This window comes from Brumimicrobium oceani (assembly GCF_003143775.1).
GTDB lineage: Bacteria > Bacteroidota > Bacteroidia > Flavobacteriales_D > Crocinitomicaceae > Brumimicrobium > Brumimicrobium oceani.
The window spans coordinates 87,167-114,165 of sequence record NZ_QFRJ01000006.1 but is presented as its reverse complement, the minus strand read 5'-3'; the positions used below and the strand labels follow the sequence as shown (position 1 = coordinate 114,165).

The following is a 26,999-nucleotide window of genomic DNA, read 5'->3' as shown; positions in this document are numbered from 1 at the left end:
ATATGAAAAGCGTATTTAACAAGATGACAATTCAGCATATACAAATCGAAGAGCGTACACAATTGGCTGAGGTAGAGGTTCAGTTTATTCAAGGAAAAATTCTTATTGAAACTGTTTTGATGTTAGGACCAACGGACTTAAATCAATTATTGGCAAAATTGAATGCAAAGGGACTTTCCTTATCATTAACAGAAGATTTTGAGTATTACCCAACGGAGGAAGGAATGTTGTACACTTTGAATTTTGAGAAAAAAGGATGGGATAATGTGGTAATAAATGAATTTACACCACTTCAACGCATTAAACAAATTAGAGCTTAATTTGACTTTATGAGATCACTTTTTAAATTAAAAAACAAACAGTTTTCTTTAAAGTTAATTACTGTTTTTTGATTTAACTAAATCTAAAAGGTCTTTAAAATGCAGTAGTTTTAATACAATCAATAAAGAAAATCCTACTCCTATAGTTGCCAGTAAACTCCACAGTTGATTGAAGTTTTGATGCAATAGGAATGCCGTTGGAACGTAAATCGCAATAAATACTGCGAGTCTTGAAACACTGTTCCAATGAATAGAAAATTTGAAAACCCGCATAACCAGAATTAACTGGAATAAAGCCGTTACGGACTGCGTAATTATCGTTGCAATTGCTGCACCTTGGGCTTCCATTCTAGGAATTAAGACTAGGTTTAACCCAACATTTAAAGCGACTCCAAAAATTGCCATTTGATTCAGCAGTCTTAAATTGTTGTTCGCGGTGAGTAAGGTTCCAAAAACATGCGAAAATGATAATGGAATAAAACTTAAAATTAACCAAAAGAATACCGAAGATGCGATTTCAATGTTGTTTGTGTATATCGTGGAAATCGTTAATTCTGAATTGATGGCTAAACCAAATCCCACTATAATAGAAACTCCAATTAAGAATTTCCCAGCTACTTGTAAAATGGGTTTCACAGGACTTTTTTCTCCTATGAGTCTTGCAAACATTGGTAGAAGCAATCCGGCAACCAAAAAAGCAAACATATTTACGGCGTCCAATAATCTAAATCCTTGGGCATAAATTCCCGCTTGTTCTTTACCGTTGGGTAGCATTCTTTCCAACATTACTGCATCCATTCTGGTGTACAGCATCATCAAAAGTATTAAAATAGCGAATGGTGTACTTTTCTTTAAAATGGCCATAGAAAGCACTTTATTGGCTTTAATTTTAATTTTCCCAATTTTGGATCTTGTTAAAATTACGCCTATAATAAATGTTGTTCCGTAGGCGAAAGTTTGGGCATAAATAAACCATTCGATTTGGAAACCTTGCTGAAACCAATATCCATAAATGAGAAACAGAGAAATGATGATGAGCAGTAATCGATCAAGAACTGAGAGTATGGCATCGAGTTTAAACAGGTGCAAACCCGCGAAATTACTTCGGAGGTAAAGAATAAGTCCTAAAAATATTTGATTGAGAATAAAGAAGCTCAATAAATACATTTCCCGATCAGAATAGCCCAAAATCAAAGCAAATCCGATGGAAATAACAGCGTAAAGAAGGCCTAGCATTATTTTTAAACCAAAAAAAGAACCGATGTACTTGGTTAATGTATTCGGATTCTGAGCGGTGTTTTTGGTGTTGTAATTCGTTACTCCAATGTCCAAAAACATATTGAGTAAAAACGAAAAGTTGAGTAAAGAAAAGTATAAACCGTAATCTTCTGCGCCCACAATATTCTGCACTTGCACATCAATACCAAAAATATAAAATGGCTTGATCAGCAGATTAAGCAGAATGATAAAAAATAGATTACTGAAAAATTTCTTTTGCATGAAAGACACCTTAGTATAAGGTCGTAAATATAATAAAAGGAATGGTTAAGCTAAGATGTTGGACGAGAAGTGAATTGTTCAACTTCTAATGTTGGTTCGTTATATCTATTAAGCGCCTGAGAATTTTCCAAAAGCTTTTAAAATCAAAAATGATTTATTTGCAATAAGTCACTATCCACAACAAATCATAATTCTGACTTGTTATTCAACTATAATTGATATTTTTAAGCATGGAAAAAGATGATTTAAAGGCACTCATAAAGGAACAAAATGTACTTTTTAATACCAATTCAACCAAAGAAATTGGCTATAGAGTTCAGAAATTAAAGAAATTAAAATCAATTTTAAAATCGAAGGAAGATGAATTGTATGAAGCAATTTATAAGGATTTTAAGAAATCAAAATTTGATACTTTTACTACTGAATTAGCACTTTTGTACACTGATATTGACGAAGCGGTTTCTAAAGTTCAAAAATGGTCGAAGCGAAAAAGGGTGGGAACCAATCTTCTAAATTTTCCGGCCAAAAGTTATATCTATCCAGAACCATTGGGAACATGTTTGGTGATTGGTGCTTGGAATTATCCAATTCAACTTTCTTTTGCCCCTGTAATTGCTGCCATTGCTGCAGGAAATACGGTTGTTTTAAAACCCAGTGAAATTCCTTCTGCGACCAGTAATAGTATTGCTGAAATTGTAAATTCTAATTTCGAGAAATCATTTTTCCACGTCGTAGAAGGTGGAGTGGAAGTGACCACAAATCTGCTCGAGTTAAAATGGGATAAAATATTTTTTACTGGAAGTGTAAATGTCGGTCGAATTGTTTACAAAGCGGCAGCTGAACATTTAACTCCCGTTACTCTTGAGTTGGGCGGGAAAAGTCCTGCTTTTGTTACTGCAAGTTGCAGTTTGGATGTCACCGTAAATAGAATTGTTTGGGGGAAATTCTTAAATGCTGGACAAACCTGTATTGCGCCAGATTATGTAATGGTAGAATCTTCAATTAAAGATAAATTCCTTCAAAAACTGAAAGAAAGAATTCTGGAAATGGACTTTTCGTTTAAAAACGATAATTATGTTCAAATCATTGACGATAAAAATTACCAACGTTTAAAGGGAATGATTTCGGAAGAAAAAATCTATTATTCTGGAGACTTTGATGTAACATCTCGCTATTTTCCACCAACGATAATGAGTGATGTAGACTTTTCAGACAAAATAATGGAAGAGGAAATCTTTGGTCCTATCTTACCTGTGCTGACTTTTGATAATTTATCTGAAGCAATAGGAGCAGTCAAAAAGCTAGCTAAACCGTTATCGTGCTATATTTTTACAGGAGAAAGTGCTGTAAAGACGCGCATTTTGGATGAAATTTCTTTTGGAGGTGGAGCAGTAAACGATGCTGTAATGCACATTGCAAATCCTAAGTTGCCATTTGGTGGAGTAGGGAATAGCGGAATGGGAAATTACCACGGAAAAGCCGGTTTCGATGCTTTTACTCATCAGAAAAGTGTCTTAGATAAAGCAACATGGCTGGATCCAAGTGTGAAATATCCGCCATATTCGATGAAGAAGTTGAAGATTGTCCGCTGGATTATGGGAGCATAATTTTGTTGGATATAAAATCCGCTTTCTGCGTTGCACGTGAATAAATAAACATTCCTTTACCAATCTTAGATGCCAAAACTGTAATTTTACCTTTATTCCCACCCCACCATCAAAACAAAAAAACATTGATCGAAGAGATAATGTAGGGACGATTTGTAAATCGTCCGTACTAGATCATCAAAGAGAGATCATTATCCGAAGAGATAATGTAAGGACGATTTACAAATCGCCCTTGTCATTATTAAAACACAATGTAATTCAAAAAATTCATTTTTTCACTCCCATTCCTTCTCGGAAACATGAACAATCCCTTTAAAAAGCGCAATTTTCTTTTCCTGTTGATTCGTAACTACAACTTGGTAAATTCCAATTGTTCTTCCGCGGTTCATTTCGGTGCAAATGGCAGTTAAAACGTCGCCGATTTTGGCTGGTCTTGTGTGAGAAATAGAAGTTTCAATGCTCACACATTGTTTTCCATGGGCATTGGCTGCAAAAGCGAGTGCTGAATCCGAAAGACTGTAAGAAATTCCACCGTGTGCAATGTTGAATCCATTGACCATTTCTGGTGCAACAACGGTTTTTAGTTTACAAAATCCGGGTTTTATCTCAAGCACTTCGATGTTCAGCCATTGAGAAAAGGCATCCTTTTCCATCATTTTTTGAACAATCGCTTTTGCTTCCATTGCTTTTTTATAAAATTCTAATCTCTAACGATAGCACGATTCATTAGCGCAATTAAAGCCACTCCAACGATAAATACGTGCGATGCTAAATCTTCTTCCATTACTTCACCTGTTTCGTCTTCGCCAGTAATTTCATGCAACAAGAAAGAAACCATCATAGGTTGATTACATAAACTTCCGATTAAATCCTCGTCATCGGTTTCCATGTATTCATCCAAAGTTTGAATGTATTCTTCTTGAAATTCGTCAATCATGGCTTCATCAATCTTGTTCATTTTTACACCTTGTAAGGCGAAAGCTTCAGAAAAGATGTTGAAGTAATAAATTAGATAATCTAATAAAGCGTCGTTTTCATATTCAACGGCAGAAGATAATATATAGCCTACAAAAGCTTCTTGTGCAAGTACATGTGCTTCTGATAATTTTTCTAAACTATCTTCGGTTAATCCGTCTATTTTTAGCGTTGCTTCGGTAATGTATTTCTCTGTAATTTGAGTCATTTCTATAATTGTAAATTTATTTTTCGTAAACTGCTTTTAAGCTTAAATCCATTGATTTTACTGAATGTGTAAGTGCTCCAGAGGAAATGAAGTTAATTCCTGTTTCTGCATATCCTACAATGTTTTCTTGGGTAATTCCTCCAGAAGCTTCCGTTTCTATGTGCGAAGGAATTTTCGCTAATACTTCTTTAATCTTTGCTGGAGTAAAATTGTCGAGCATTACTCTGTCTACATTTCCAATGGCCAAAACTTCATCGAGTTCTTGCTCATCGCGAACTTCAATTTCAATTTTTATATCCAGATTTTTTTCTTTGATGTATGCATTGGCTTTTGTAATCGCCGCTTCTATACCACCAGAGTAATCAATGTGATTATCTTTAATCATAATCATATCATACAAACCAAATCTGTGATTGTGACCACCGCCAATTTTCACGGCCCATTTTTCTATCGCTCTTATTCCCGGAGTAGTTTTTCTTGTGTCTAATAATTTTGCATCTGTGTGATCAATGCTGTCAGCAATTTTTCTGGTCTGCGTTGCAATGGCACTCATTCTCTGCATAAAGTTCAACACGATTCGCTCTGTGGCTAAAATAGATTGAGATTTCCCTTCAATTTCGAAAGCAATATCACCTATTTTTATTTTCTCACCATCGTTGATGAATTTCGTGATTTTTAAATCAGCATCGTAATAGTTGAAGATGCGTTCGGCCAATTCTATTCCAGCGAGAATTCCATCTTCTTTTACTAGTAATTTGGCTTTTCCTTTTGCGTTTGCGGGTACACAAGACAATGAGGTGTGGTCTCCATCTTGAATATCTTCTTCGAATGCGAATTTTATTATTTGATCAATCATTTTGTAAAATTAATGAGAATAATGGATTGCTTTCTAACTTCTGTCTACTCTTTCCAAGCAATATTGGTTAAAACGCGATATTCTGGCGTGTTATTTCCTCCTACAACCTCAAATGCGATTTCAACGGGTCTAAATTTATATTTGTCTAAATTTTCAAGTAAATCCTTTATGAATGGGGTCATTTCATCTACACGAACAGCCGTGGTGTAGCGTTCTTCTGTTTGTGGTTTTGCTTCACCCAAAAGCAAGAAGAGCTGATCCGTCTTTATTACGCTTATGAAATGCGGCTGAAATTCTTCCACACCAGAAAGGATTTTATTTACTTTCTTTAATGAATGGTGTTCGGCTCTAATGTTTTTCCATTGTACATCTTCAATTTCGTCATAACTGTCTGCATAACGAACCTGAGAAATCACAGGTTCTGCTGCGTTATAAATTGTTCTTTTTTCAGAGTAATTAGTGTTCAATGAGTCAATCCATTGATTAGATTCTTCTGAAAAAGCAATAAGTTTATTCTCGTCTAAATAGTAATGCCTTCTCCCTTCGGGTTGATAATTACCATCCACGAAGTGTTCCGTGATTTTCATTGGTAATCCATCTTCATTGAGGTAAGCCACTACTTGAGTGAATTCCGAACCGTTTTTGCTTTGTTTTTCCCAATACAAAGATTCAACTCGATTTTCGGGATCAATGCGCATATCTATTTCTTTCATTTTTTTTGCATTCGGGTATTCTTCCAAAAATGAGTGATTTTCTTCCGTTTCTTGAATTGTTTCAAGACTTTCACTTGAAGTATCTTGAACCTCTTTTTGATCGCAAGAGCCTATGATGGTTCCCAATAAAAGCGCGCTAAAAATAGTTATTGTTCTTTTCATTTCGATTTCAGTGTTTTAAGAATTATATTTTACTTTTAAAGCAAATGATGGATTTTGATATGATGGTATATGTATACAACGTTTTATCGTATTTGTTATACGCTGTAAAAGATTGATTTCGTCCTTCCTTTGGATATGCCTCTAATTCTTCGCCAGTTTTGTCGTAGGCATGAATTTTATTTTGAAGATAATCTAAAACGGTAACCAAAGACTTTTCATCTATATAAATAAAGCTTCCCACTTCGTTAAATGGCAACTGTTTACTGTAAATAATGTCATGATTGTGATTCATCACCTTAAAGTAATTGTCACTTGCAATTACAAGGTGCTGGTCATTAACATGGAAAAGTTTTCCTTCATCTAACATTTTTACGTCTTCATTTTTCCCGTCAGATTTTAAAAGCTGACTGTAAATTTTGCCCTCTTTTTCAAAGTAGGAAATCACTTTTCCTCTGTGCTTTATGGAGTGTTGAGCGCTGGTTTTTCCGAGTACAGAAGCTTTGGCAGGAGTTTCTAGGTAGCCCAGAAGTTCTTGTAAACCTGAATTAACTGCCCAAACACGCAGATTTCCTCTTATGTTTAAAGCATAAGGAGTGGAGATGATTGCTTCTTTTCCTAATTGAATAATGTTCAATTCCATCCCTGCGCTGTTCAGCATGATGATTTCCCCCTTTTCATTTCCAATTAAAAATCGTTTTGTTCCGTTCCAAACAAAATCGCTGATGTTTGAAGTTAATAGGTGCTCAGATTGATATGGGAATCCTCCAACGGTATTTCCATTCAAATCCAATAAGTGAATTTGTTTATCTGTCCTGATCAAGAATTGGTGTTTTTTATTGTCGAAAACATCAATTACTTGAACTTCTCCTTTAATGGGCGCTTTTAAATCTCCTTTCCAAATGGTTTTACCGTTTGGACTAATGAGTTCGTATTTTCCTGAACTGCTGTAACTCAAAACAGAAGTTCCTTTTCTTAAATGATCTGTGATAGGCGCTAAGTTGAAAGGCTCATGGTCAACCGAGGTAGACCAAGTAGTTTTATCTTGAACGCTTAATTGTTCGTTTGGTGGTTTCGTATTTACTTCAAATAAAAGCTGGTCTTTCCATGTTAAACTGGCTTTTTTATCTACAGAAATATCTCTCAAATTCACATGGGAAGGTAGGCCTCCAAAAAACTGTTCTTGTCTTTCTGGACTTAATGCCAGTGTTTTTCCGAGTTGATAGTCCACAAGTATTTTTCTTGCAGTACTTTTGGAATCTACGAATAAAACTTTGTCTTCAATCTCTATCACATAAATCCTGGAGTTTTTCTTTTTAGGGAAATCTTGCGTTAATTGAAAGCCGCTAAAAGAATGCATATCCTCCATAACCATTACAGAGTCTTCATTATTTGATTGTTCAATAAGGATTAAACTTGGCTTTTGTTGAGAGCGGTAATCACTAACGATAAGGTGTTGCCCTTCATAATCTATGCTTACAAACCCCTTGTCTACCCATAGATTCATTGGTCCATTTTTGAAAACAGAATCTGTTGAAGCGGCATAAAAACGTTCTTTGAAGAGGTAGGAAGAGCTGGTGTAAGGAATAACAGAAACAAACATGGGGATATCTTGAATAGCGTTTCCATAAATTGATCTTGGATCACTAGATCTGTACTCAAAAAAACCTTTGTTCAGATTATAGACATCTGTTCTTTTCCATTGGGTTTCTTCTTGGGTCCAGAAATTAGCTGATGCTTTTTTATCTCCTTCAATAAGAAAGTCGATTTTGTTTTTATCGCTTTCTTTTTGACAAGGCTGGTAATTTTGAGAAATCATTAAATGTCCAGCTTCGACTTTAAAATCTAAATTATTGAGCTTAAAAAAAGACTTTATGTGATCAATTTCTTCTGTTTTCCATTTGGTGTCTTTCTCAAAAATGACAATCGCACGATTTCCACTGGCATAAATTTTTGCATTGAGGTAAGCTAATTCTTCTAGATTGTTTAGGGACAGCGCCAAAGGATTTTTGTCTATGGCTGAAAAATAGTTTGCGTTTTTTGTTTCGCTGTATTTATGAATAAGCAATATAGATTCATCTTCTTCACAGAAAACTTGTTCTGGATGAATAGAATTATCGGTGTTTAACCACAGCTCATAGCTAGAATAGCCAATCCAGAGAACAGCACTTAAAACAATGCAAATAAGAAGGAAACGTTTCATTCGTCTATTTTTTTCAAAACTAAAGCTTAAAAATAAACATTCATCATGCTTTGACTATAATTATTAAAGATTTATTGTTTTTACTTTGTCTTTGTAAAAAGTGTAAACGATTTTCTGTGGTATTCCGTAACTCCGTGCTCTATCAGTGCTTGCTTATGTTCCTTTGTAGGGTAACCTTTATTTTTTTGCCAATTATAGACGGGTCTTTTCATGTGTAATTCCCTCATGAAATCATCACGAGCTTCTTTTGCTAGAATTGAAGCAGCCGCAATACTTTGGTATAAACTATCTCCTTTAATAATGCATTCATGCGCAATGTTAGGGTAGGGGGTGAATCGGTTGCCGTCTATGAGTAATAATTCTGGACGAACATTCAACGCGTCAATAGCTTGATGCATGGCCAGAAAACTGGCATTGAGAATGTTGATTTCGTCAATTTTTGCTTGGTCAATAAAAGATATCCCGTAAGCAATTGCCTTTTCTTTAATAATAGGAACAAGTTCTTGTCTTTTTTTCTCGCTGATTTGTTTGGAATCGTTGAGGGCTTTAATTCCATGTTTTTTTGGGAGAATTACTGCAGCTGCAACTACGGGGCCTGCTAGACAGCCTCTGCCAGCTTCGTCGCATCCAGCTTCTATTTTATCTGGTGAAAAAAAAGGATTCATTGATTTGAGTTTTTGCAAAAATGACTATTTTATTTGGCATAAGCTTTGTAAAGTAAGTGGAAACAGGATGTTCAGATACAAACATTCTTGTTTTTGAACTGATGAATAATAAAAAAAGACAAGTAATTTGTTGTAAAGGCAACTTTTTATTTGCAATTTTAGTCTTTATATTAAACATGGAACTATGAAAAAATTAATATTACTATTCGCCATAATGATTTTTACGGGAGTTGGATTCGCTCAAACAGCTTATGTTGAAGGGACTGCAGCGACGCTAAAGGAAAATCTGGATAAAAATTTTGTAACCTTTAAAATGCCAAGTGAAGTTACTTCCGAAGTGGTTGATAAATCTGCACAGTATTACACGGACTATTTTACAGTAGATTTTTCACCTGAAAGTAAGCTTGCAAAAATTAATATTTTGCCTCAGGCCGATCAGCCGCGAAGAGTAATTTCAAGATTTTTACTTTCTACTGGTGTGAGAACTGTAAACTTCGAAGGAAAAGATTTCACCATTATGGAGTTCTACGCCAATTACTTGGAATAAAATTCAAAACAATATTTATATCAAAGCTCACTTTAATAGGTGAGCTTTTTTTATGGTTTACTCTTAATATTTTTGACACTAAATTGTGATCACGAGACGTGATAACTGTTGGAGGCCTTAATCTTTACACTACAAATTATTTTCTTCAATCTTTAAATAGCAGTCATCAAATCCTAGCTTTTAGTTTTAAAACGGTCTCTTCTAAAGATTGAGTAGGTGCTTGGCAACTAAAATTCTCACATACGTAGATTGTACTTTCTTGGGTGAAAGATTTATCCTCCAAAAAAGGAATGTTCATTTCCTTTCCTCCTGCAAATAGCGCATTGGGAATGTAATAATTCCCTAATTCAAAACGTTTTTCGGTTGAATTTTCGCCAGTAATGGCTACTTCGTAAAATTTCTCGGTAAAGGACAAGGCCAACATTGCCCAATTGGAGTAGCCAGAACCATAAGCAGGCATTAAGTCATAGATGTTGGAAAGCATCTGTTGTGACATTTCCCTATATTTTGTCAGATGATTGAGCTTACTTAATCGAAATAAATTCCTTGCCATAATACTGTTTGATGCAGGAATTACATTGTCATTTACTTCTAGCTTTCTTGTGAGTAGGTCTGTGTCTTTATCAGTAAAAAAGAACATTTTTGATTGGTCATCAAAGAAATGTGCTATCGTGAAATCCATGATTTGATTCGCTTTTTCTATCCAAATGACTTCAAATGTAGCTTCGTATAATGCAATAAAAGTATCGATAACATTGGCGTAATCCTCTAGAAATCCATTTATTTTTGAAACACCATCTTTCCTTGTGCGAAACAATTGCCCTGTTTCTTCATTCATTTGGTGCTCCAAAATCCAGTTGGCGGTATTTTTTGCTTCTTGAATGTAAGTTTCGTTTTGCAAAGCCAAACCTGCGTCTACCAGTCCTTTTACAGTCATCGCATTCCACGCAGTCAGTTGTTTGTCGTCTAATCCCGGTCGAATTCGTTTATTTCTAGCTTTATTTAGTTTTTCGTGAACTTCTGAAATTTGTTTTTCAAAATCTTCAAGGTTGATCTTTTTCAATTCACACCATTCTTTTTTAGTGAAAGAACGCAAAAGAATATAAACTCCCTCTTCCCAATATCCTTTTGGGTTAATATTATAAAATTCAGCAAACCATTCAAAATCGTCACCTAAAATAGCTTTCAACTCTTCTTTTTTCCAAGTGTAGTACTTTCCTTCAATACCTTCTGAGTCGGCATCTAATGCAGAGTAGAAACCGTTATCAGAATGTCTCATTTCTCTCAATAACCAGGCGATCGTTTGGTCCAGAACATCTTTATAAAGCGCGTTGCCAGAATGTTGGTATGCTTTCGCGTATAAAGACAAGAGTTGACCATTGTCATAAAGCATTTTTTCGAAATGTGGAACTTTCCATAAATCATCAACAGAATAGCGCGAGAACCCTCCTCCTAATTGATCGTAAATTCCACCCAAGGCCATTTTTCTTATGGTTTTGTGCGCGTGATTAAGGATGGTTTTGTCATTTTTTATGACACCGTAATTTAAAAGGAATTCCCAATTATTTGGCATGGGAAATTTCGGTGCTCTGTTGTTTCCTCCTTCATCAAAATCAAAATTCTGCTTCCATTTTTGTACCAATTCTTCAAGGCGGGCAGGCTCAAATTCTTCTTTTGATTCAACCGCCTCAATCAACTCTGAATTGATCACTCCATCGGTTAATTGCTTCGCATACTCTAGAACTCGTTTTCTGTCTTTTTTGTAGGTACTCCAAAGTTGTTCAATAATGGACATCCACTGGTCTTTTTTGAAGTACGTTCCTCCGTATATAGGCCTTCCATCGGGCAGAGCAAAACAATTTAATGGCCAGCCACCCTGTTGGGTCATCAGCTGAACTGCATTCATGTAAATTTGATCAACATCTGGTCGCTCCTCTCTATCCACTTTTATACAAACGAGGTATTCATTCATCAACGCTGCAACCTCTTCGTTTTCGAAACTTTCGCGCTCCATGACATGACACCAATGACAAGCGGAATATCCAACGCTAATTAAGATTAGTTTGTTTTCGTTTTTTGCCTTTTCGAAAGCAACGTCACTCCATTCAACCCAATTTACAGGATTGTGAGCGTGTTGCAGTAAATAAGGACTACTGGAATTGATGAGTTCGTTGGTATGCTTTGCCATTTTAACTGTTTTAAAACTATTTTTTAAAAACCAAGTAATTGTCTAAAGTTGATATTTAAGTCGGATAGATTAACTTCTCTTGTTTGGTCGATTTGTTTTCTCACAGGAATTCCAAGTGCAGAAGCTTTTAATGTTCCTTCCATTCTCAGTTTTACTGTTCCGCCCATGGCTATTTTCATTAGCTTCATGAAAACTCCTTTTTCAAGTAGAATTTCGACGGGTACGTTGTCTAAAGTTGTGGTCTTTCTTTTCATCTTATACTTTTGAAGTAAAAAAGCTTGACCAACATATAAATCATTGAGGTACAAATTGAAGTCAGACTTTCGTACTTTCAAACTGTATCCATTCGGATTAAAAGCAGAAACATCCACATTAAATGAAACCTTTTCTCTATTGACTTCATCAATTTTGAAGTTGGAAACTCCTTTAAATTGTGGATTCTCCATGCAGCCCGTTGCGATAAATAAAATCGCAAACAGGGCTGAAATGAATTGTATACTTCTCATTATTTTTGGCTTAATTTCGTGAATTCTTCAAAAAAGTAAGGAATCGTCTCAATTCCCTTGTAGAAATTAAATAATCCATAATGCTCATTTGGCGAGTGAATAGCATCACTGTTTAATCCGAAGCCCATTAAAACTGTTTTCAATCCAAGTACTTGTTCAAATAGTGCTACAATTGGAATACTTCCTCCACTTCTTAATGGAACTGGTTTTTTACCGAATGTTTTTTCCATCGCATTGCTCGCTGCCATATATCCGTCTGAATCAATTGGCGTTACAGCGGGTAAACCTCCGTGATGTGGATTTACCTTTACGGTAACAGAATCTGGTGCAATGCTTTCAAAATAGTCTTTAAATTGAGCTGTAATTTCCTCTGGTTCTTGATGAGGGACCAAACGCATAGAAATTTTAGCAAACGCTTTTGAAGGAAGAACTGTTTTTGCTCCTTCTCCAATATAACCACCCCAAATTCCATTCACATCTAAAGTTGGTCGAATAGAAGCTCTTTCGCGTGTTGAATATCCTTCTTCACCTTGCACATTTTTAATGTCGATTGAAGATTTATACTCTTCCTCGTCATAAGGTGCTTTGGCCATTTCAGCTCTTTCTTCTTCAGAGATTACTTCCACTTTATCATAGAAACCTGGAATTGTAATTTTATGTTTATCGTCTTGTAGTTGCGAAATCATATCTGATAGCACATTGATTGGGTTAGCCACCGCTCCACCATATAGTCCAGAATGTAAATCGCGGTTTGGACCCGTAACCTCAACTTCAACGTAACTTAATCCTCGTAAACCCGTTGTTATTGATGGATTGTCATTGGAAATAATTCCAGTATCAGAGACCAGAATTATGTCTGCAGCAAGTCTCTCAGTATGTTCTTTAATAAACACACCCAAGTTTTCACTCCCTACTTCTTCTTCACCCTCGATCATGAATTTCACATTACATGGCAATTCTCCGCTTTTACTCATGGCTTCAAAAGCTTTGATATGCATGAAAACTTGTCCTTTATCATCACAAGCTCCACGTGCAAATATTGCTCCGTCTGGGTGAATATCTGTTTTTTTAATAACCGGTTCGAATGCAGGTGAATCCCATAATTCAATTGGGTCTGCTGGTTGCACATCATAATGTCCGTAAACCAAAACTGTGGGTAAGCTAGGGTCTATAATTTTTTCTCCATAGACAATAGGGTGTCCTGCAGTATCACAAACTTCCACTTTATCTGCTCCGGCTTCTGTTAGGTGTTGAGCCACCAATTCAGCTCCTTTTCTTACATCTCCATTGTGCGCAGGATCAGCAGATACTGATGGAATTCTTAAAAGTTCAAATAATTCGTCTAAAAATCGTTGTTGATTATTTTGTATAAAGTCTTGTGTCTTTTTCATGAATTTTCTTTTTTCGTAAAGTTATGAAATTATCACAATTTATGAGAAGCGAACTGCTTTAGATTCTGTCAAAGGCTAACGTTTCCAGTGTTTTTTTTGGCGTGCTTCCTTAAACATTGATGGTGCTATTGGTCTAATAAGTAGTTAAAACTATCCACTTTAGCGTGCTCAGCTTTAGGCTTCAAAAAAATCAGATAACAGACATTGGATAAAAGTGGAAAGTCAAATTCCTGAATGCTTAAGGGATTTTTTCTGGCCTGAGGCTTAGTTGTTTTTAATCTAAAGTGGTTTATTTGGAGGTGTTTTCGATCAACGATAATCCATGAAATAGAATCATTTCTCTTCTGGTAAGAACTGGTGAAGTTCGGGGGATTTCATTTTAAATCAATTTATTAAGTTGTTTTTTCGTTTTTGAGATTCCAATATAAGCAATATATTTTGGTCTCTTTTAAATAAAAGCTCAGCATGCTTAAGCAACTATTTTCTGCATATTTGCGTCTTTGCTATGAATATCCACATAAAGACATGACTATGAAGAAGCACATTCTACTTTTACTTTCGATTTTCCTTTTTCCTATTTCTGGATTAATTGCCCAACAGATGAATTTAATTCAGCCATCAATGACACCTCAACAGGCTGTTCAGGATGTCCTTTTGGGAGCGGGGATTAACGCTTTTAATATTACCTATAACGGTTCTGCAGCAAACGCAAATCAGGTGCAACAGGGTGTTAAGCGCTTTAACAATACTGACCCTAACTTTCCTATTTCAGGCGGGGTTTTGATGCATACTGAGGGAGCACCAGTAGTTACAGGGGATCCGGATTTAACCGTCATTGGAGGTAATATCACGAATGGTTCTATTATTGAATTCGATTTTGTTCCATCGGGAGATACACTTTCATTTAACTATATCTTTTCATCAATGGAGTATTCAGGTTTTACCTGTTCCAATTATAATGATGTATTCGGATTCTTTATTTCAGGTCCAGGAATCAATGGTCCTTTCTCTAATAATGCTGTGAATATTGCGACCATACCTGGATCTACTACTCCAGTGGGAATTAATTCCGTAAATTCAGGAAATAATGCAGATATTGGTGGGAATTGTTTTAACGCAAATCCAAACTGGGTGGCAGATGCTATTTATTTTACAACTTCTTATACTCCAATATATACTGCGGCGGGTCAACCAATGGCGGCTTACAACGGAAGTACAGTATTGTTGCCTGCTAATTCTAACTTGAGTTGTAATGATACATTCCATATTAAATTAGCAATTTCAAATGTATTTGACCAAGGTCTAAACTCAGGTGTTTTTTTAGAAGCGAATTCATTTTCTTCTAACATTGTAGATATTAGTATAGAAACGAATGCAGATTATTCAGATACCTTATTAATCGAAGGATGTATGGAGGCTACTGTTGCTTTTACGCGACCAATTAACCAAATTTCAGATTCTTTAATCATTGACATTCAAGTAGGCGGAACGGCAATTCCAGATGTAGATTACCCTATTTTTGCGCCAGGTGATTCACTCATATTTGTACCAGGACAAGATACCTTGATCGTTACAATTACTCCGTTTGCGGATGGATTAGTTGAGGGTCCAGAAAGTATAATTATTTCTGCGTATTCGGTCACCGTCTGTGGTGATACCGTTTATTCTTACGGAACGATTTGGATTGATGATGAGCCCGTCTCCACAACTATAGCTTCCGACACAACAACACTTTGTGCAAATGATAGTGTGCCGGTTTGGGCAACCACAGATAACGGATTTCCACCTTATACCTATAATTGGAGTAACGGAACAACAGGAGCTAATTCCTTTGCTTCCGCGACAACTAATGGACCAACGACTTATATTGTAACCGCTACGGATGATTGTGGATTTACGAGTTCAGACACCACAACCATTACATTGAATCAGACATTAAAAATAGATTCCTTAATCCAAAATCCTGCAGATTGTGGAGCAGAAAATGGATATGTAGTTGGATATGGTCACGTGCCAGGATATACGGGAACGCCTTTGTTTAAATGGACAGGCCCTGGAACAAACACCAATGATTTTACAAACGCATCGGTTTGGCCAAACAAGCCTTCAGGATGGTATTATTATTCTATTACCGACGATGTTTGTACAGTGATTGATAGTATATTTTTGGAGCAAGATCCGCCACCAAATGCAGATTTCGAAGCAAGTCCAGATTTTGGGTATGCGCCTCTTGATGTTACATTTATTAATAATTCAGATCCAGCAACAACTTATTATTGGGATTTCGGAAATGGACAAACTGCTGTTGTTAACAATACAGATGATCAGTACACAACTTACTTCGAGGAAGGCGTCTACACTGTGACTTTAATCACCGAGAAAGGAGAGTGTAGTGATGAAACTGCGCGTAATGTTGTTGTAACACTACCATTGGGTTATAACTTGCCAAACGTATTTACACCAAACGGTGATGGTCAAAATGACTTCTTCACAATGAATGTGGAAAATGCACAAAGCGTTGAGATTGTTATTGTAAATCGTTGGGGGAATGTTGTATTTGAAAGCACCGACTTAAACTTCCTTTGGAATGGTAAAGTGAATAATTCAGGAACAGAATGTGCTGATGGAACTTACTTTTATACATTTACGATTGTAGATCTATCAGGTCAAGAAAAGAAAGAACACGGTTTTGTTCAATTGGTGAATGACTAGAAATCATAAAATTTATATTACGAAAAAAGAGGAGTTATTGACTCCTCTTTTTTTGTTGAACACTATTAAGCTTGTCGTCCCTCGGAAAATAAAAAAAATTGGGTTACCAAGTTAGGTCGTTTATGGAAGGAGATTTTTCTGTGCTGTAATCCTAGCTAAGCCCACAGAGTGGGTGATATGTCAATAAAAAACGGCTTGCGTTTTTTATCAAGCCACAGGAGTGGTGACACAAACCAGAATTAATACTTTCATTAACCTATACTAGTTCTTTTTTTAGAAAAGAAAGGGTACTAATAACTTGACTTGTAACCATGTGTCGCCACTCCTGGCAATTATAAATTTCAAAACAAATTAATGATAAGTCGAATCCAAATAATTCATTTTTTTTTAAAACTTCTCAATTGGCTGAAAAAAAGCTTGACGGTGACGATAAGATTTTCTTCAAATAAACTTTAGCTAACGATTTATCTTGGTAACCCAATACTATAAAATACAGCTCATGTAGGTTACAGTTAAATACGTAGCAGAACTATTCATTTTTCAAAGGATTAAAATTGATTACCCACAGTATTTCATATACAGCCTATTTGTTTCTTACTGTTTATCTAACTCAATAAACATTTTCCTGTCATTTCAACAGGTTTTTCTATCCCCATTCTATTCAGTATTGTTGGTGCTACATCTGCAAGAATTCCACTTTTCAACGTTAAAGAATCATCTGTAACATACACTACGGGCACTGGATTTAGTGAATGAGCTGTATTGGGTGAACCATCAGGGTTAATTGCCATATCCGCATTCCCATGGTCTGCAATTACGATAAATTCGTATCCTTTAGTTTTCCCCGCATCAATCACATTTCCTAAACAATGGTCTACCGTTTCAACGGCTTTTATAATCGCCTCATAAACTCCAGTGTGTCCAACCATATCTGGATTTGCAAAGTTTAGGCAAAAGAAATCTGGTGATTCTTGAATGATGTCTGCGCTTATTTTTTGTGTTACTTCCAGAGCACTCATTTCTGGTTGTAAATCATAGGTAGCCACTTTAGGAGAGTTGACCAAGATTCTTTTTTCACCTTTAAAAGGCAGTTCTCTCCCGCCAGAAAAGAAAAATGTTACATGGGGGTATTTCTCTGTTTCTGCGATTCGAACTTGTGTTTTTGAATGCGATTCAAGAACTTCACCCAAGGTATTTTCTAAATTGTCCTTGTTAAAAATAACTTCTACATTTTGGAATGTATCATCATAGGAGGTCATTGTTAAAAGGTCTATGCTTAGCGGTTTCATTTCATAGCCTTCAATCGCTTTTTGATTGAGTACCGTAACAATTTCTCTTGGTCTATCTGTTCTGAAATTAAAACTAATCACCAAATCTCCTTCTTCAATTCTTGTGTTTTCATCTCCATGATTGATTACCGAAGGCGTGATGAATTCGTCTGTTATTTCTTCAGTATAACAGTGGTCAAAAACGTTTTCAACGGAATTGAAACGTTTTCCTTTCAATTGTGTCATCAAATTATAGGATTCTTCAACCCTTTCCCAGCGTTGATCTCTGTCCATGGCGTAATAACGACCAATAATGGAAGCTATTTTGATTGGGCTTTCAGCAATATGGTTTTCTAAATTTTCAAAAAATAGCTTTCCACTTTTAGGATCGCAATCTCTTCCATCTGTAAATCCGTGGATATATACTTTTTCTAATGCATGCTGATTGGCCATATCGCATAGTGCATGTAGATGTTGTTGTGAACTGTGCACCCCACCTTCAGAAACTAATCCAATAAAGTGAACTTTCTGATTAGTTTCTTTCGCTTTTTCAAAAGCTTTTGTTAATGTGTCTAATTTAAAAAAATCACCATCACGAATAGATTTATTGATGCGGGTGAGTTCTTGATAAACTATTCTTCCCGCGCCAATATTCAAATGCCCAACCTCAGAGTTTCCCATTTGTCCTTTAGGTAAACCAACTTGTTCGCCAAAAGTAGTGAGATGAGCGTTAGGATATTGTTTCAATAAATTATCCATAATTGGAGTATTAGCATTATAAATCGCGTCTGATTTACTTTTGTCTCCAATTCCCCAACCATCTAAAATTATTAATCCAACTTTCTTATTTTCTTTCATGTCTAGTGATTTTAAAATGCGCTCCTTCTGGTTTGTTAGGGAGGTAAACTATTGTATCTCCATGAAATTGAAGGAGGCTTTTTACGATATAGAGTCCTAATCCCGTCCCCTTTTGCGCTCTGGTTTCTTCGTTTCCGATGCGAACAAATTTGCTAAAAACCTCTCCGATATATTCAGGAGGAACTCCTTTTCCATCATCTTTTACACCCCAAGTGATCACATTCTTTTTTCTGTTTAAATAAACTTCAATTTTGGGTTGATCTCCTGCGTATTTTAAGGCGTTTTCTAGAAGGTTATGCAATACGGTTTCAATGATGAATAAATCAACTTTTGAGATGATGTTTTCCTCGATTGAAAGTTTTACGGGAATTCTGTTTTTGGCCCATTTTTGGACTATTTGGGTGATCTGCTCGCTCAAATTATACTCTTCAATGTTTAATTGTAGTCGGTGGTTTTCGATGCGCGTAGCCGTGAGGATATTTTCTATCATATCTTCTAAACGCTTGTTTTCTACAATGGCTTGATTTAGCATATCTTCCTGTTGTTCTCTTTCCAAGCTTTTTCTTTTTAACAAGGTTTGGAGGTACAGTTTGTTGGAAGTTAGTGGTGTTTTGAGTTCATGTGTTACCGAAAGTAGGAAGTTATTCTGACGCCTAGAAAGTTTCATCTCCTTTTGTATAGAGTTTCTAATTTTCCATAAGCCCAGCATAAGAATGAAGAAGAAAACTAATCCTTCTCCAATGATCATTATCATTCTCTTATTTGCTGAATCCTTCGTATTTATTTCTGAGGAAAGCTCTATGAGGTGGTAGCCCCACCAAACAAACTGCATGACTACATACACTCCTAGAATATAGAAAAATATAGCTGTTTGCTTCTTCATTTTAGTTTTCTAATAAGCGCGACCGCCAATTCCTTCGATGTAATTCATAAATGCTCTGTTGACTACCTTGTTTCCTCCAGGTGTTGGGTAATTTCCTGTAAAGTACCAATCACCTGTGTTGTCTGGGCAAGCCTTATGAAGATTTTCAATGGTTTGATAAACAATGACCACTTCAGACTTCATATCTACAGGTGTTAAAAGTTCTGCAATTTTGGCTGAGATTTCGTTGGCGGTAAACGGTTCGTAAATTTCTTTTACGTAGTTCTTAATTTGTTCTTTTGGATAATTTTGTTGCTCAACACATTTTTTGTAAACCTCGTCAATTATATAAGCTTTTCCTTTGTCTTTTAGGAGTTCAATAGCTGCTTCGAAAGCAATAAACTCACTCATTTTTGCCATGTCAATTCCATAACAATCAGGATAGCGAATTTGCGGTGCAGAGGAAACAACAACAATTCTCTTAGGTTCTAAACGATCTAAAATGCGAAGGATACTTTGTTTTAATGTTGTACCACGTACAATAGAATCATCGATTACCACTAAATTATCGACATTTCTCTTCACTGTTCCGTAGGTAATGTCATAAACGTGCGCAACCATATCGTCTCGCGCCTCCTCTTGGGTAATGAAAGTTCTTAGTTTGGCATCCTTAATCGCAATTTTTTCAAAGCGGGTTTTTCTAGTCAGGATTTTACTCAGATTTTCATCTGTCATATCACTTCCTAAAGCTTTGATGGCTTCCATTTTTTCCACATTCAAGAAATCCTCTAAGCCTTTCATCATTCCGTAAAATGACATTTCTGCCGTGTTTGGAATAAAAGAGAATACAGCATTATCAAGCTCATTGTCGATACTTTCAATTATCTGAGGAATTAAATATTGACCTAATAGTTTTCTCTCTTTATAAATGTCGTAGTCATTCCCTCTAGAGAAGTAAATTCTTTCAAAAGAACAGGCAGCTCTTTGTGTTGGTTCGTTAATTTTCACTTCGCTTAATTCACCAGATTTTTTGATGATTAATGCGTGTCCTGGTGTTAATTCTTTAATGTCGTCCTTCTTTAAATCGAAAGCTGTTTGAATAACAGGTCGCTCCGAGGCAACTACACATATCTCTTCATCTTCATACCAAAAAGCTGGACGAATTCCTGCTGGATCTCTCAAAACAAAAGCGTCTCCATGACCAAAAAGTCCTGACATGGTATATCCACCATCCCAATCTTCTGAGGCACGTTTCAATATGTTTTGAATATCTAAGTGCTCTGCAATTTTAGAAGTGATTTCTTTATTGTTGTATCCTTGTGTTTTGTATTGCTTAAAAAGGCCTTCGTTCTCAACATCCAAGAAATGTCCGATTTTTTCTAAAACCGTAACGGTATCCGACTTTTCTTTAGGATGCTGTCCCAAATTAGAAAGCACTTCAAACAATTCATCAACGTTTGTTAAATTGAAGTTACCTGCAACCACAAGGTTTCTTGTCATCCAATTATTTTGGCGTAAGAAGGGGTGACAACTTTCAATTCCATTTTTTCCTGAAGTTCCATAACGTAAATGCCCTAAGAATAATTCACCAGTAAAACCAACGTTTTTCTTTAAATAATCGATGTCCCTCAATAAATCGGGGTTTTGTTTTGAGATTTCTTCAAATCGACTATTAATGGTCGTAAAGATGTCCTGAATTGGTTTAGGATCAACAGATCTACTTCTTGAAATATAGCGTTCACCCGGTTTCATGTCTAGCTTAATATTGGCTAAACCAGCACCATCCTGACCGCGATTGTGTTGTTTTTCCATTAATAAATACATCTTGTTTAAGCCGTAAAAGGCTGTTCCGTATTTATCTACGTAGTATTCTAAAGGTTTTTTTAAACGAAGAAGTGCTATTCCGCACTCATGCTTGATTGCATCACTCATGGACTTGATATTTTTCTTCTACAAAAATAGTTTTATTATCTCTTTTAACCATATAAAAATGCGTGAGTGTTGTTTATTTACTCCTAAAAGCAACTAAAGTGTTTGGAGAAGAGTTTTATTATAGGTTGTGTTAAAGACATTTAGCCTTTAGAATTATATGGATAAAATTACATTTTGTATATTTGAATGATGGCACGATTTATTTCATTTTTACTGCTGGTTTTATGCTTTGTTCCAAGTATTCTTGGACAGAGTGGAGAAGCATGGTTTGAACCTAATCGAGGTCAGTGGGACAATCAAATACTTTATAAAGTAGCTTTACAAAAAGGAAATTTCTTTATTGAGAGAGATAAGTTTACCTATGCTTTAAGCAATATCGGAGAGCTCCATGATGCAGCTCATGGTGATAAAGATTTTGATTTGGTTAAGCTCCACACCATTCACAGCCATTTTATAAATTCATCTTGGAAAGGTAAGGTTGTAGAATCAGAAAACTCCAAATTTTATAAAAACTATTTCCTAGGAAAAGATACCTCTAAATGGAAGTCGAAAGTAGTTTCTTTTAAAATGCTTCGTTTTGTTGAGTTTTATCCGGGAATTGATATGCTTTTACAAATAGATTCCGACAACATCAAATATTCTTTTGAAGTTGCTCCAGGGATAGACCCTTCTATTATTCAAATTTTTCATGAAGGAATGGGAGCTTTGAACGTAGGGAAAAAAAGAGTTGAAATTCATTCGCGTTTTGGAGCAATAATCGAAGATGGGTTACACGTTTGGAGCGAATCAGAAGAAAATCCTCACCAAGAGGTAGAAGCTGAATTTAAGGTAAATCAAGATACGGTGAGCTACTATTTTCCTGATGCTTACGACACAACTGCCACCTTAATAATTGATCCCAGTTTGACCTTTTCTACATTCACTGGTTCAACAGCAGATAATTGGGGCTTTACAGCAGCTCCCGATTTAGATGCTAATTTATATGCTGGAGGAATTGTGTTTGGAACGGGGTATCCTACTTCAACTGGCGCTTATGATGCTAGTTTTAATGGAGGATTTGGCGCATTTCAAATTGACATGGGGATCAGTAAATTTTCTAGTGATGGAACAGCCTTAATTTACTCCACATATATTGGTGGCTCAGGAAATGAAACGCCTAATTCTATCGTAACCAATGACCAAGGTGAGCTCTATATCTTAGGAGGAACAACTTCTACAGATTTTCCAATTACTGGGAACGCTTACCAGTCAACGCACAATGGTGGAACGATGACTACACAAATTGCAATAACTTTTAACGGAACAGATATAGTCGTAGCCAAATTAAGTTCAGATGGATCAGCTTTGTTGGGAAGTACATTTTTAGGTGGTTCAGGGAATGATGGATTAAATGTAAGTAATTTGAATTATAACTATGGAGATGTATTTAGAGGAGAGATTATTTTGGACAACAATGGCGATGTTTTAATTACAAGTTCAACTCAATCCGCTGATTTTCCTATTTTTAATGGTTCAGACAATTCTTTGGGAGGAGCCCAAGACGCTATCGTAGCGAAGTTTAATCCAGCTTTGTCCAGTTTATATTGGTCTACTTATCTTGGGGGCTCCAATGATGAAGCGGGATATTCGATTCAGGTTTCATCTTCCAATAGTATTTATATCAGCGGAGGAACAAATTCAAGCAATTTTCCTGCAACTGGCGGACACCAATCAAGTTACCAAGGCGGATCTGCAGATGGATTTTTGGTTGAAATGAATGGTTTAAATTCAAACTTAGTAGGAGGAACATATATTGGAACAAACCTTTATGACCAATCCTTTTTTGTTCAACTGGATCAACTGGATCGTGTTTATGTTTTTGGACAAACTTCTGGACCTATGGTGATTAGTCCAGGGGTTTACAATAACGCCAATTCGGGTCAATTTATACGCCAATATAATACTGACTTATCCACTTTAAATTGGTCTACACGAGTAGGAGGAGGAAACAATACTGTAGAGATTTCACCGACTGCTTTTTTGGTCTCCAATTGTAATGAAATTTATTATACGGGGTGGGGAGGACAGGTTAACCAATCGGTGCAAGCTACAGGAAGTACTTCGCAAGGTTTCCCTACTACAGCAAATGCTTATCAAACCGTTACAAATGGCAATAACTTTTATATAGGAGTGCTATCTGAAAATGCCGCTGCACTCAATTACGGAACTTTTATGGGAGGAGTAGCCAGTAGTTCTAATCATGTAGATGGAGGCACGAGTAGATTCGATAAGCAAGGAAGAATTTATCATGCCGTATGTGCAGCTTGTCAAGGAAATCCGAATGGCTTTACAACAACACCAGGAGTATATTCAGAGACCAACAATAGTTCAAATTGTAATCTAGCAGCATGGAAATTTGATTTAGGTGCAATGTACTCTGCGATGTCTGGTCCGACAGGAACACAATGTTTGAATGATACAACTTTCTTCGATAATCAGTCTTTAAACGGAAACGAATTTTACTGGGATTTTGGCGATGGAAGTACAAGCACAGCAGTAAATCCGTTCCATGTTTATACATCACCAGGGATTTACGATGTAATGTTAGTAGTAAGCGACAACCAAGGTTGTTTCGATGCAGATACTAGTTTTTTAACAGTAGAAATAGGTGATTTTAATGGAGCTGTTGTTCAACCTACTGGAGAGATTTGTCCAGGTGATAGCTTTCCGTTGGAGGCCTCTGGAGGAGTAAATTACGAATGGTCGCCAGCCTTGTTTTTAGATGATCCAAATATTCCAAATCCAATTGCGACAATAGATTCGACCACAACCTTTACAGTAATTGTTTCTGATTCTTGTGGTGCAGATACTTTAACTGTAGTCTTAGAAACTTTTGAAACTACTGCTAGTTCTATAAGCAACCAGGAAATTTGTCAGGGAGATTCCGTTTACATTTGGGCTAGTGGAGGTGTTGATTATTTGTGGTCATCCTCCGATCTGACCTCTGTAATTGGTCCCTTAAATGATGATTCTTTATTGATCTCACCGAATATAGATGCATCTTATACTGTGGAAGTGATTACGGTTGACGGCTGCTCGGTTTCGGAAGAAGTTGAAGTTAGTGTTTTCTCAGGACCACCGCAACCTGAACTCAGAGATACAGCTTATGTGTGCGAAGGAGATAAAGCCTACTTATCCGTGAATTTTGCACCTGAGATTATTTGGTCTCCAAATATGGATATCAATACGACCACAGGTCAAAATGTTATTATTTCATCGCCGGTGGATCGGTGGTATTATGTAGACTTTACAAATCCTTGCGGAACGGTTCGGGACAGTGTTTTTATAAAAGTTATTGGGGTTAGTCCAATGGCAGGAAATGATACGATTGTTTGTTCAGGTCAACCTGTGAATCTTTGGGCCAGTGGAGGAGTCGCTTATGAGTGGGTTCCTTCATCGCTTGTGGATTCACCCAGCTCTTCTGTGACAATGGCTACACCAAATAACCCAACGATTTTCACTGTGTATATTACCGATAAATATGGTTGTGGTGCAAGTGCCACTGTTGAAATTGATCATTTTCCAACACCTTTTGTAAGTGCAAGTGCAGACTATTATGGTTTTGTAGGAGATGAGGTTGATTTAAGCGCTAGTAGCAATAATCCTGGAGGAAATTATGTTTGGTCTCCGCCACAGTTCTTGTCTTGCGTAGAGTGTAAAAGCACCACTGCTAAACCGGATCAGTCTATGACTTATACCGTTAACTTTACAGATGAAAACGGTTGTTTGGCAACAGATGAGGTGGAGATTATTTATGAGGGAATAATCTATGTTCCGAATTCTTTTACACCTGACGGAGATGGGATTAATGACAATTTCTTTGTGGAAGGAGGAAATATTAAAGAATTTCATCTTTTAATTTTCGACCGATGGGGAGAAGTTTTATTTGAAAGTTTCGATATGAATGCCGGTTGGAATGGGACCTATGGGAACAAGGTTTGTCAAGATGGTACTTACGTTTGGAAAATCGTTTATGAAGATTTAGAAAACAATAAAAAAGAATTGGTAGGGCATGTTAATTTGTTGAGGTAAAAAACTGTACCTTAAATAAACTTTATCATATCCCTTTTGTGATTTCAATTATCCATTATTTCCCACTCAATTATCCCTAAAATGTTTAGCTTTGTTAGAAACAAAAACAAAGCAGATGTACGGAAATTTAAAAGCTCATTTAGCAAAAGAATTAGAAGAAATAAAGGATGATGGCGTTTATAAAAGAGAGCGTATAATCATCACCCCACAAGGTTCAGCGGTAAAAGTGGATAATGGAGAAGAGGTTGTGATCATGTGTGCCAATAACTATTTAGGTTTGTCATCCCATCCGGATGTCGTTCAAGCATCCAAAGATACGCTAGATTCTCACGGTTTTGGAATGTCATCAGTACGTTTTATTTGTGGAACACAAGATATTCACAAGGATTTGGAACGTAAAATAGCAGATTTCTACGGAAAAGAGGATACCATTTTATACGCTGCAGCCTTTGATGCCAATGGTGGGCTTTTTGAGCCTTTGTTTGGAAAAGAAGATGCAATAATATCTGATGAATTAAATCATGCTTCTATTATTGATGGAGTGCGTTTGTGTAAAGCACAACGTTACCGCTACAAACACAGCGATATGGCCGACCTTGAAGAGCAATTGAAAAAAGCACAAGATCAGCGACACAGAATCATCGTTACAGATGGCGTGTTCTCTATGGATGGTGATTTTGCAAAAATGAATGAAATTTGTGATTTAGCAGATAAATATGATGCGCTTGTAATGAGTGATGAGTGTCACTCTGCTGGATTTATTGGAAAGACAGGACGTGGTGTTCCGGAATTCTACAACTGTATGGACAGAGTAGATATTATTACAGGAACCTTAGGAAAAGCTTTAGGTGGGGCAATGGGAGGTTATACTGTTGCAAACCAAGAAGTAATTGATATGTTACGTCAGCGTTCTCGTCCATATTTATTCTCAAATTCTCTAGCGCCAGCAATTGTTGGAGCGTCATTAAAAGTGTTTGATATTTTAAATTCTTCAACAGAATTAAGAGATACTTTAGAAGAAAATACTGCTTATTTCAAAAAAGCCATTCTGGAGGCTGGGTTTGACATTGTAAAAGGAGATTCTCCAATTGTTCCTATCATGTTGTATGATGCAGCTTTATCTCAAAAGTTTGCAGATCGACTATTAGATGAAGGAGTTTATGCTATTGGATTCTTCTATCCTGTAGTTCCTAAAGAAAAGGCAAGAATTCGTACTCAAATTTCTGCTGGACATACAAAAGCACAGCTAGACAAAGCAATTGCAGCCTTCATTAAAGTGGGGAAAGAATTAAAAGTTATTGATTAATAGTTTTATGCCTTCGCTGCCTTCGGACAGGTTCAGTCACCGAAGGCAACGAAGTCACTGAAGACATCTAAGAGCAATCCGTTGACTGAGCTTGTCGAAGGCAACATTCAGAGGTAGGCGGATTTCTTGATGCGTGAATTTAACTTTTGGAA

At 36.3% G+C, this 26,999-nt stretch carries 19 protein-coding genes; 6 read left to right on the top strand and 13 right to left on the bottom strand.

What is annotated here, in order from left to right; genetic code table 11:
- The first annotated feature begins 2 nt into the window (after positions 1-2).
- Positions 3-320, top strand: coding sequence for a hypothetical protein (locus DIT68_RS09305; RefSeq protein ID WP_109359525.1), 318 nt, complete (start codon positions 3-5; stop codon positions 318-320).
- Positions 321-374: 54 nt separating this feature from the next.
- Here the strand turns inward: DIT68_RS09305 and DIT68_RS09300 are convergent, their stop codons facing one another.
- Positions 375-1,820 (bottom strand): oligosaccharide flippase family protein, encoded by a 1,446-nt coding sequence (locus DIT68_RS09300; RefSeq protein WP_109359524.1) that lies wholly within the window; start codon positions 1,818-1,820, stop codon positions 375-377.
- A gap of 230 nt (positions 1,821-2,050) precedes the next feature.
- Between DIT68_RS09300 and DIT68_RS09295 the strand changes: the two genes are divergently transcribed.
- Positions 2,051-3,427 (top strand): aldehyde dehydrogenase, encoded by a 1,377-nt coding sequence (locus DIT68_RS09295; protein ID WP_109359523.1) that lies wholly within the window; start codon positions 2,051-2,053, stop codon positions 3,425-3,427.
- Between the two features lie 275 nt (positions 3,428-3,702).
- Here DIT68_RS09295 and DIT68_RS09290 read toward each other — a convergent pair whose 3' ends face one another.
- The 6 genes from DIT68_RS09290 to DIT68_RS09265 all read right to left on the bottom strand — a co-directional run bounded on the left by DIT68_RS09290 (position 3,703) and on the right by DIT68_RS09265 (position 9,206).
- Positions 3,703-4,110 (bottom strand): PaaI family thioesterase, encoded by a 408-nt coding sequence (locus DIT68_RS09290; RefSeq protein ID WP_109359522.1) that lies wholly within the window; start codon positions 4,108-4,110, stop codon positions 3,703-3,705.
- Positions 4,111-4,127: 17 nt separating this feature from the next.
- Complete coding sequence (locus DIT68_RS09285) at positions 4,128-4,610, bottom strand: hypothetical protein (protein ID WP_109359521.1); 483 nt, start codon at positions 4,608-4,610, stop codon at positions 4,128-4,130.
- A 16-nt stretch (positions 4,611-4,626) separates the two neighbouring features.
- Positions 4,627-5,466 (bottom strand): carboxylating nicotinate-nucleotide diphosphorylase, encoded by an 840-nt coding sequence (gene nadC, locus DIT68_RS09280; protein ID WP_109359520.1) that lies wholly within the window; start codon positions 5,464-5,466, stop codon positions 4,627-4,629.
- Positions 5,467-5,510: 44 nt separating this feature from the next.
- On the bottom strand, positions 5,511-6,341 hold the full coding sequence (locus DIT68_RS09275) for a hypothetical protein (protein WP_109359519.1): 831 nt from the start codon (positions 6,339-6,341) through the stop codon (positions 5,511-5,513).
- Positions 6,342-6,363: 22 nt separating this feature from the next.
- The gene (locus DIT68_RS09270) at positions 6,364-8,541 is read right to left on the bottom strand and encodes a hypothetical protein (protein ID WP_109359518.1); all 2,178 of its coding nucleotides are present in this window, start codon (positions 8,539-8,541) and stop codon (positions 6,364-6,366) included.
- Positions 8,542-8,621: 80 nt separating this feature from the next.
- Positions 8,622-9,206, bottom strand: a complete 585-nt coding sequence (locus DIT68_RS09265; protein WP_109359517.1) for a ribonuclease HII — start codon at positions 9,204-9,206, stop codon at positions 8,622-8,624.
- Between the two features lie 184 nt (positions 9,207-9,390).
- Here DIT68_RS09265 and DIT68_RS09255 point away from each other — a divergent pair, with 184 nt between their 5' ends.
- Positions 9,391-9,753: a hypothetical protein gene (locus DIT68_RS09255; protein WP_109359515.1), complete on the top strand. Its 363-nt coding sequence runs from the start codon at positions 9,391-9,393 to the stop codon at positions 9,751-9,753.
- A 166-nt stretch (positions 9,754-9,919) separates the two neighbouring features.
- Here the strand turns inward: DIT68_RS09255 and DIT68_RS09250 are convergent, their stop codons facing one another.
- From DIT68_RS09250 to DIT68_RS09240, 3 genes are read right to left on the bottom strand one after another with little or no spacing between them, the layout of a single operon-like run.
- A complete protein-coding gene (locus DIT68_RS09250; RefSeq protein ID WP_109359514.1) occupies positions 9,920-11,941 on the bottom strand; it encodes a thioredoxin domain-containing protein in 2,022 nt (673 codons plus the stop codon).
- Between the two features lie 23 nt (positions 11,942-11,964).
- Entirely contained in the window at positions 11,965-12,447 is a 483-nt protein-coding gene (locus DIT68_RS09245) for an NDR1/HIN1-like protein (RefSeq protein WP_109359513.1), read from the bottom strand.
- A complete protein-coding gene (locus DIT68_RS09240) occupies positions 12,447-13,838 on the bottom strand; it encodes a dipeptidase (protein ID WP_109359512.1) in 1,392 nt (463 codons plus the stop codon). Before DIT68_RS09240 ends, DIT68_RS09245 begins: the two co-directional genes overlap by 1 nt.
- Before the next feature lie 465 nt (positions 13,839-14,303).
- Between DIT68_RS09240 and DIT68_RS09235 the strand changes: the two genes are divergently transcribed.
- Positions 14,304-16,550, top strand: coding sequence for a choice-of-anchor L domain-containing protein (locus DIT68_RS09235; protein ID WP_109359511.1), 2,247 nt, complete (start codon positions 14,304-14,306; stop codon positions 16,548-16,550).
- A 605-nt stretch (positions 16,551-17,155) separates the two neighbouring features.
- On the opposite strand, the gene gpmI is transcribed toward DIT68_RS09235, so the two are convergent.
- From gpmI to DIT68_RS09220, 3 genes are read right to left on the bottom strand one after another with little or no spacing between them, the layout of a single operon-like run.
- The gene (gene gpmI / locus DIT68_RS09230; protein WP_109359510.1) at positions 17,156-18,676 is read right to left on the bottom strand and encodes a 2,3-bisphosphoglycerate-independent phosphoglycerate mutase; all 1,521 of its coding nucleotides are present in this window, start codon (positions 18,674-18,676) and stop codon (positions 17,156-17,158) included.
- On the bottom strand, positions 18,663-19,559 hold the full coding sequence (locus DIT68_RS09225) for a sensor histidine kinase (protein WP_109359509.1): 897 nt from the start codon (positions 19,557-19,559) through the stop codon (positions 18,663-18,665). Before DIT68_RS09225 ends, gpmI begins: the two co-directional genes overlap by 14 nt.
- A gap of 9 nt (positions 19,560-19,568) precedes the next feature.
- Complete coding sequence (locus DIT68_RS09220; protein WP_109359508.1) at positions 19,569-21,470, bottom strand: amidophosphoribosyltransferase; 1,902 nt, start codon at positions 21,468-21,470, stop codon at positions 19,569-19,571.
- Positions 21,471-21,659: 189 nt separating this feature from the next.
- Here DIT68_RS09220 and DIT68_RS16640 point away from each other — a divergent pair, with 189 nt between their 5' ends.
- Both DIT68_RS16640 and kbl read left to right on the top strand, forming a co-directional pair.
- Positions 21,660-25,541: a DUF7948 domain-containing protein gene (locus DIT68_RS16640; protein ID WP_304529282.1), complete on the top strand. Its 3,882-nt coding sequence runs from the start codon at positions 21,660-21,662 to the stop codon at positions 25,539-25,541.
- A gap of 115 nt (positions 25,542-25,656) precedes the next feature.
- The gene (kbl, locus tag DIT68_RS09210; RefSeq protein WP_109359506.1) at positions 25,657-26,847 is read left to right on the top strand and encodes a glycine C-acetyltransferase; all 1,191 of its coding nucleotides are present in this window, start codon (positions 25,657-25,659) and stop codon (positions 26,845-26,847) included.
- Positions 26,848-26,999: the final 152 nt, after the last annotated feature.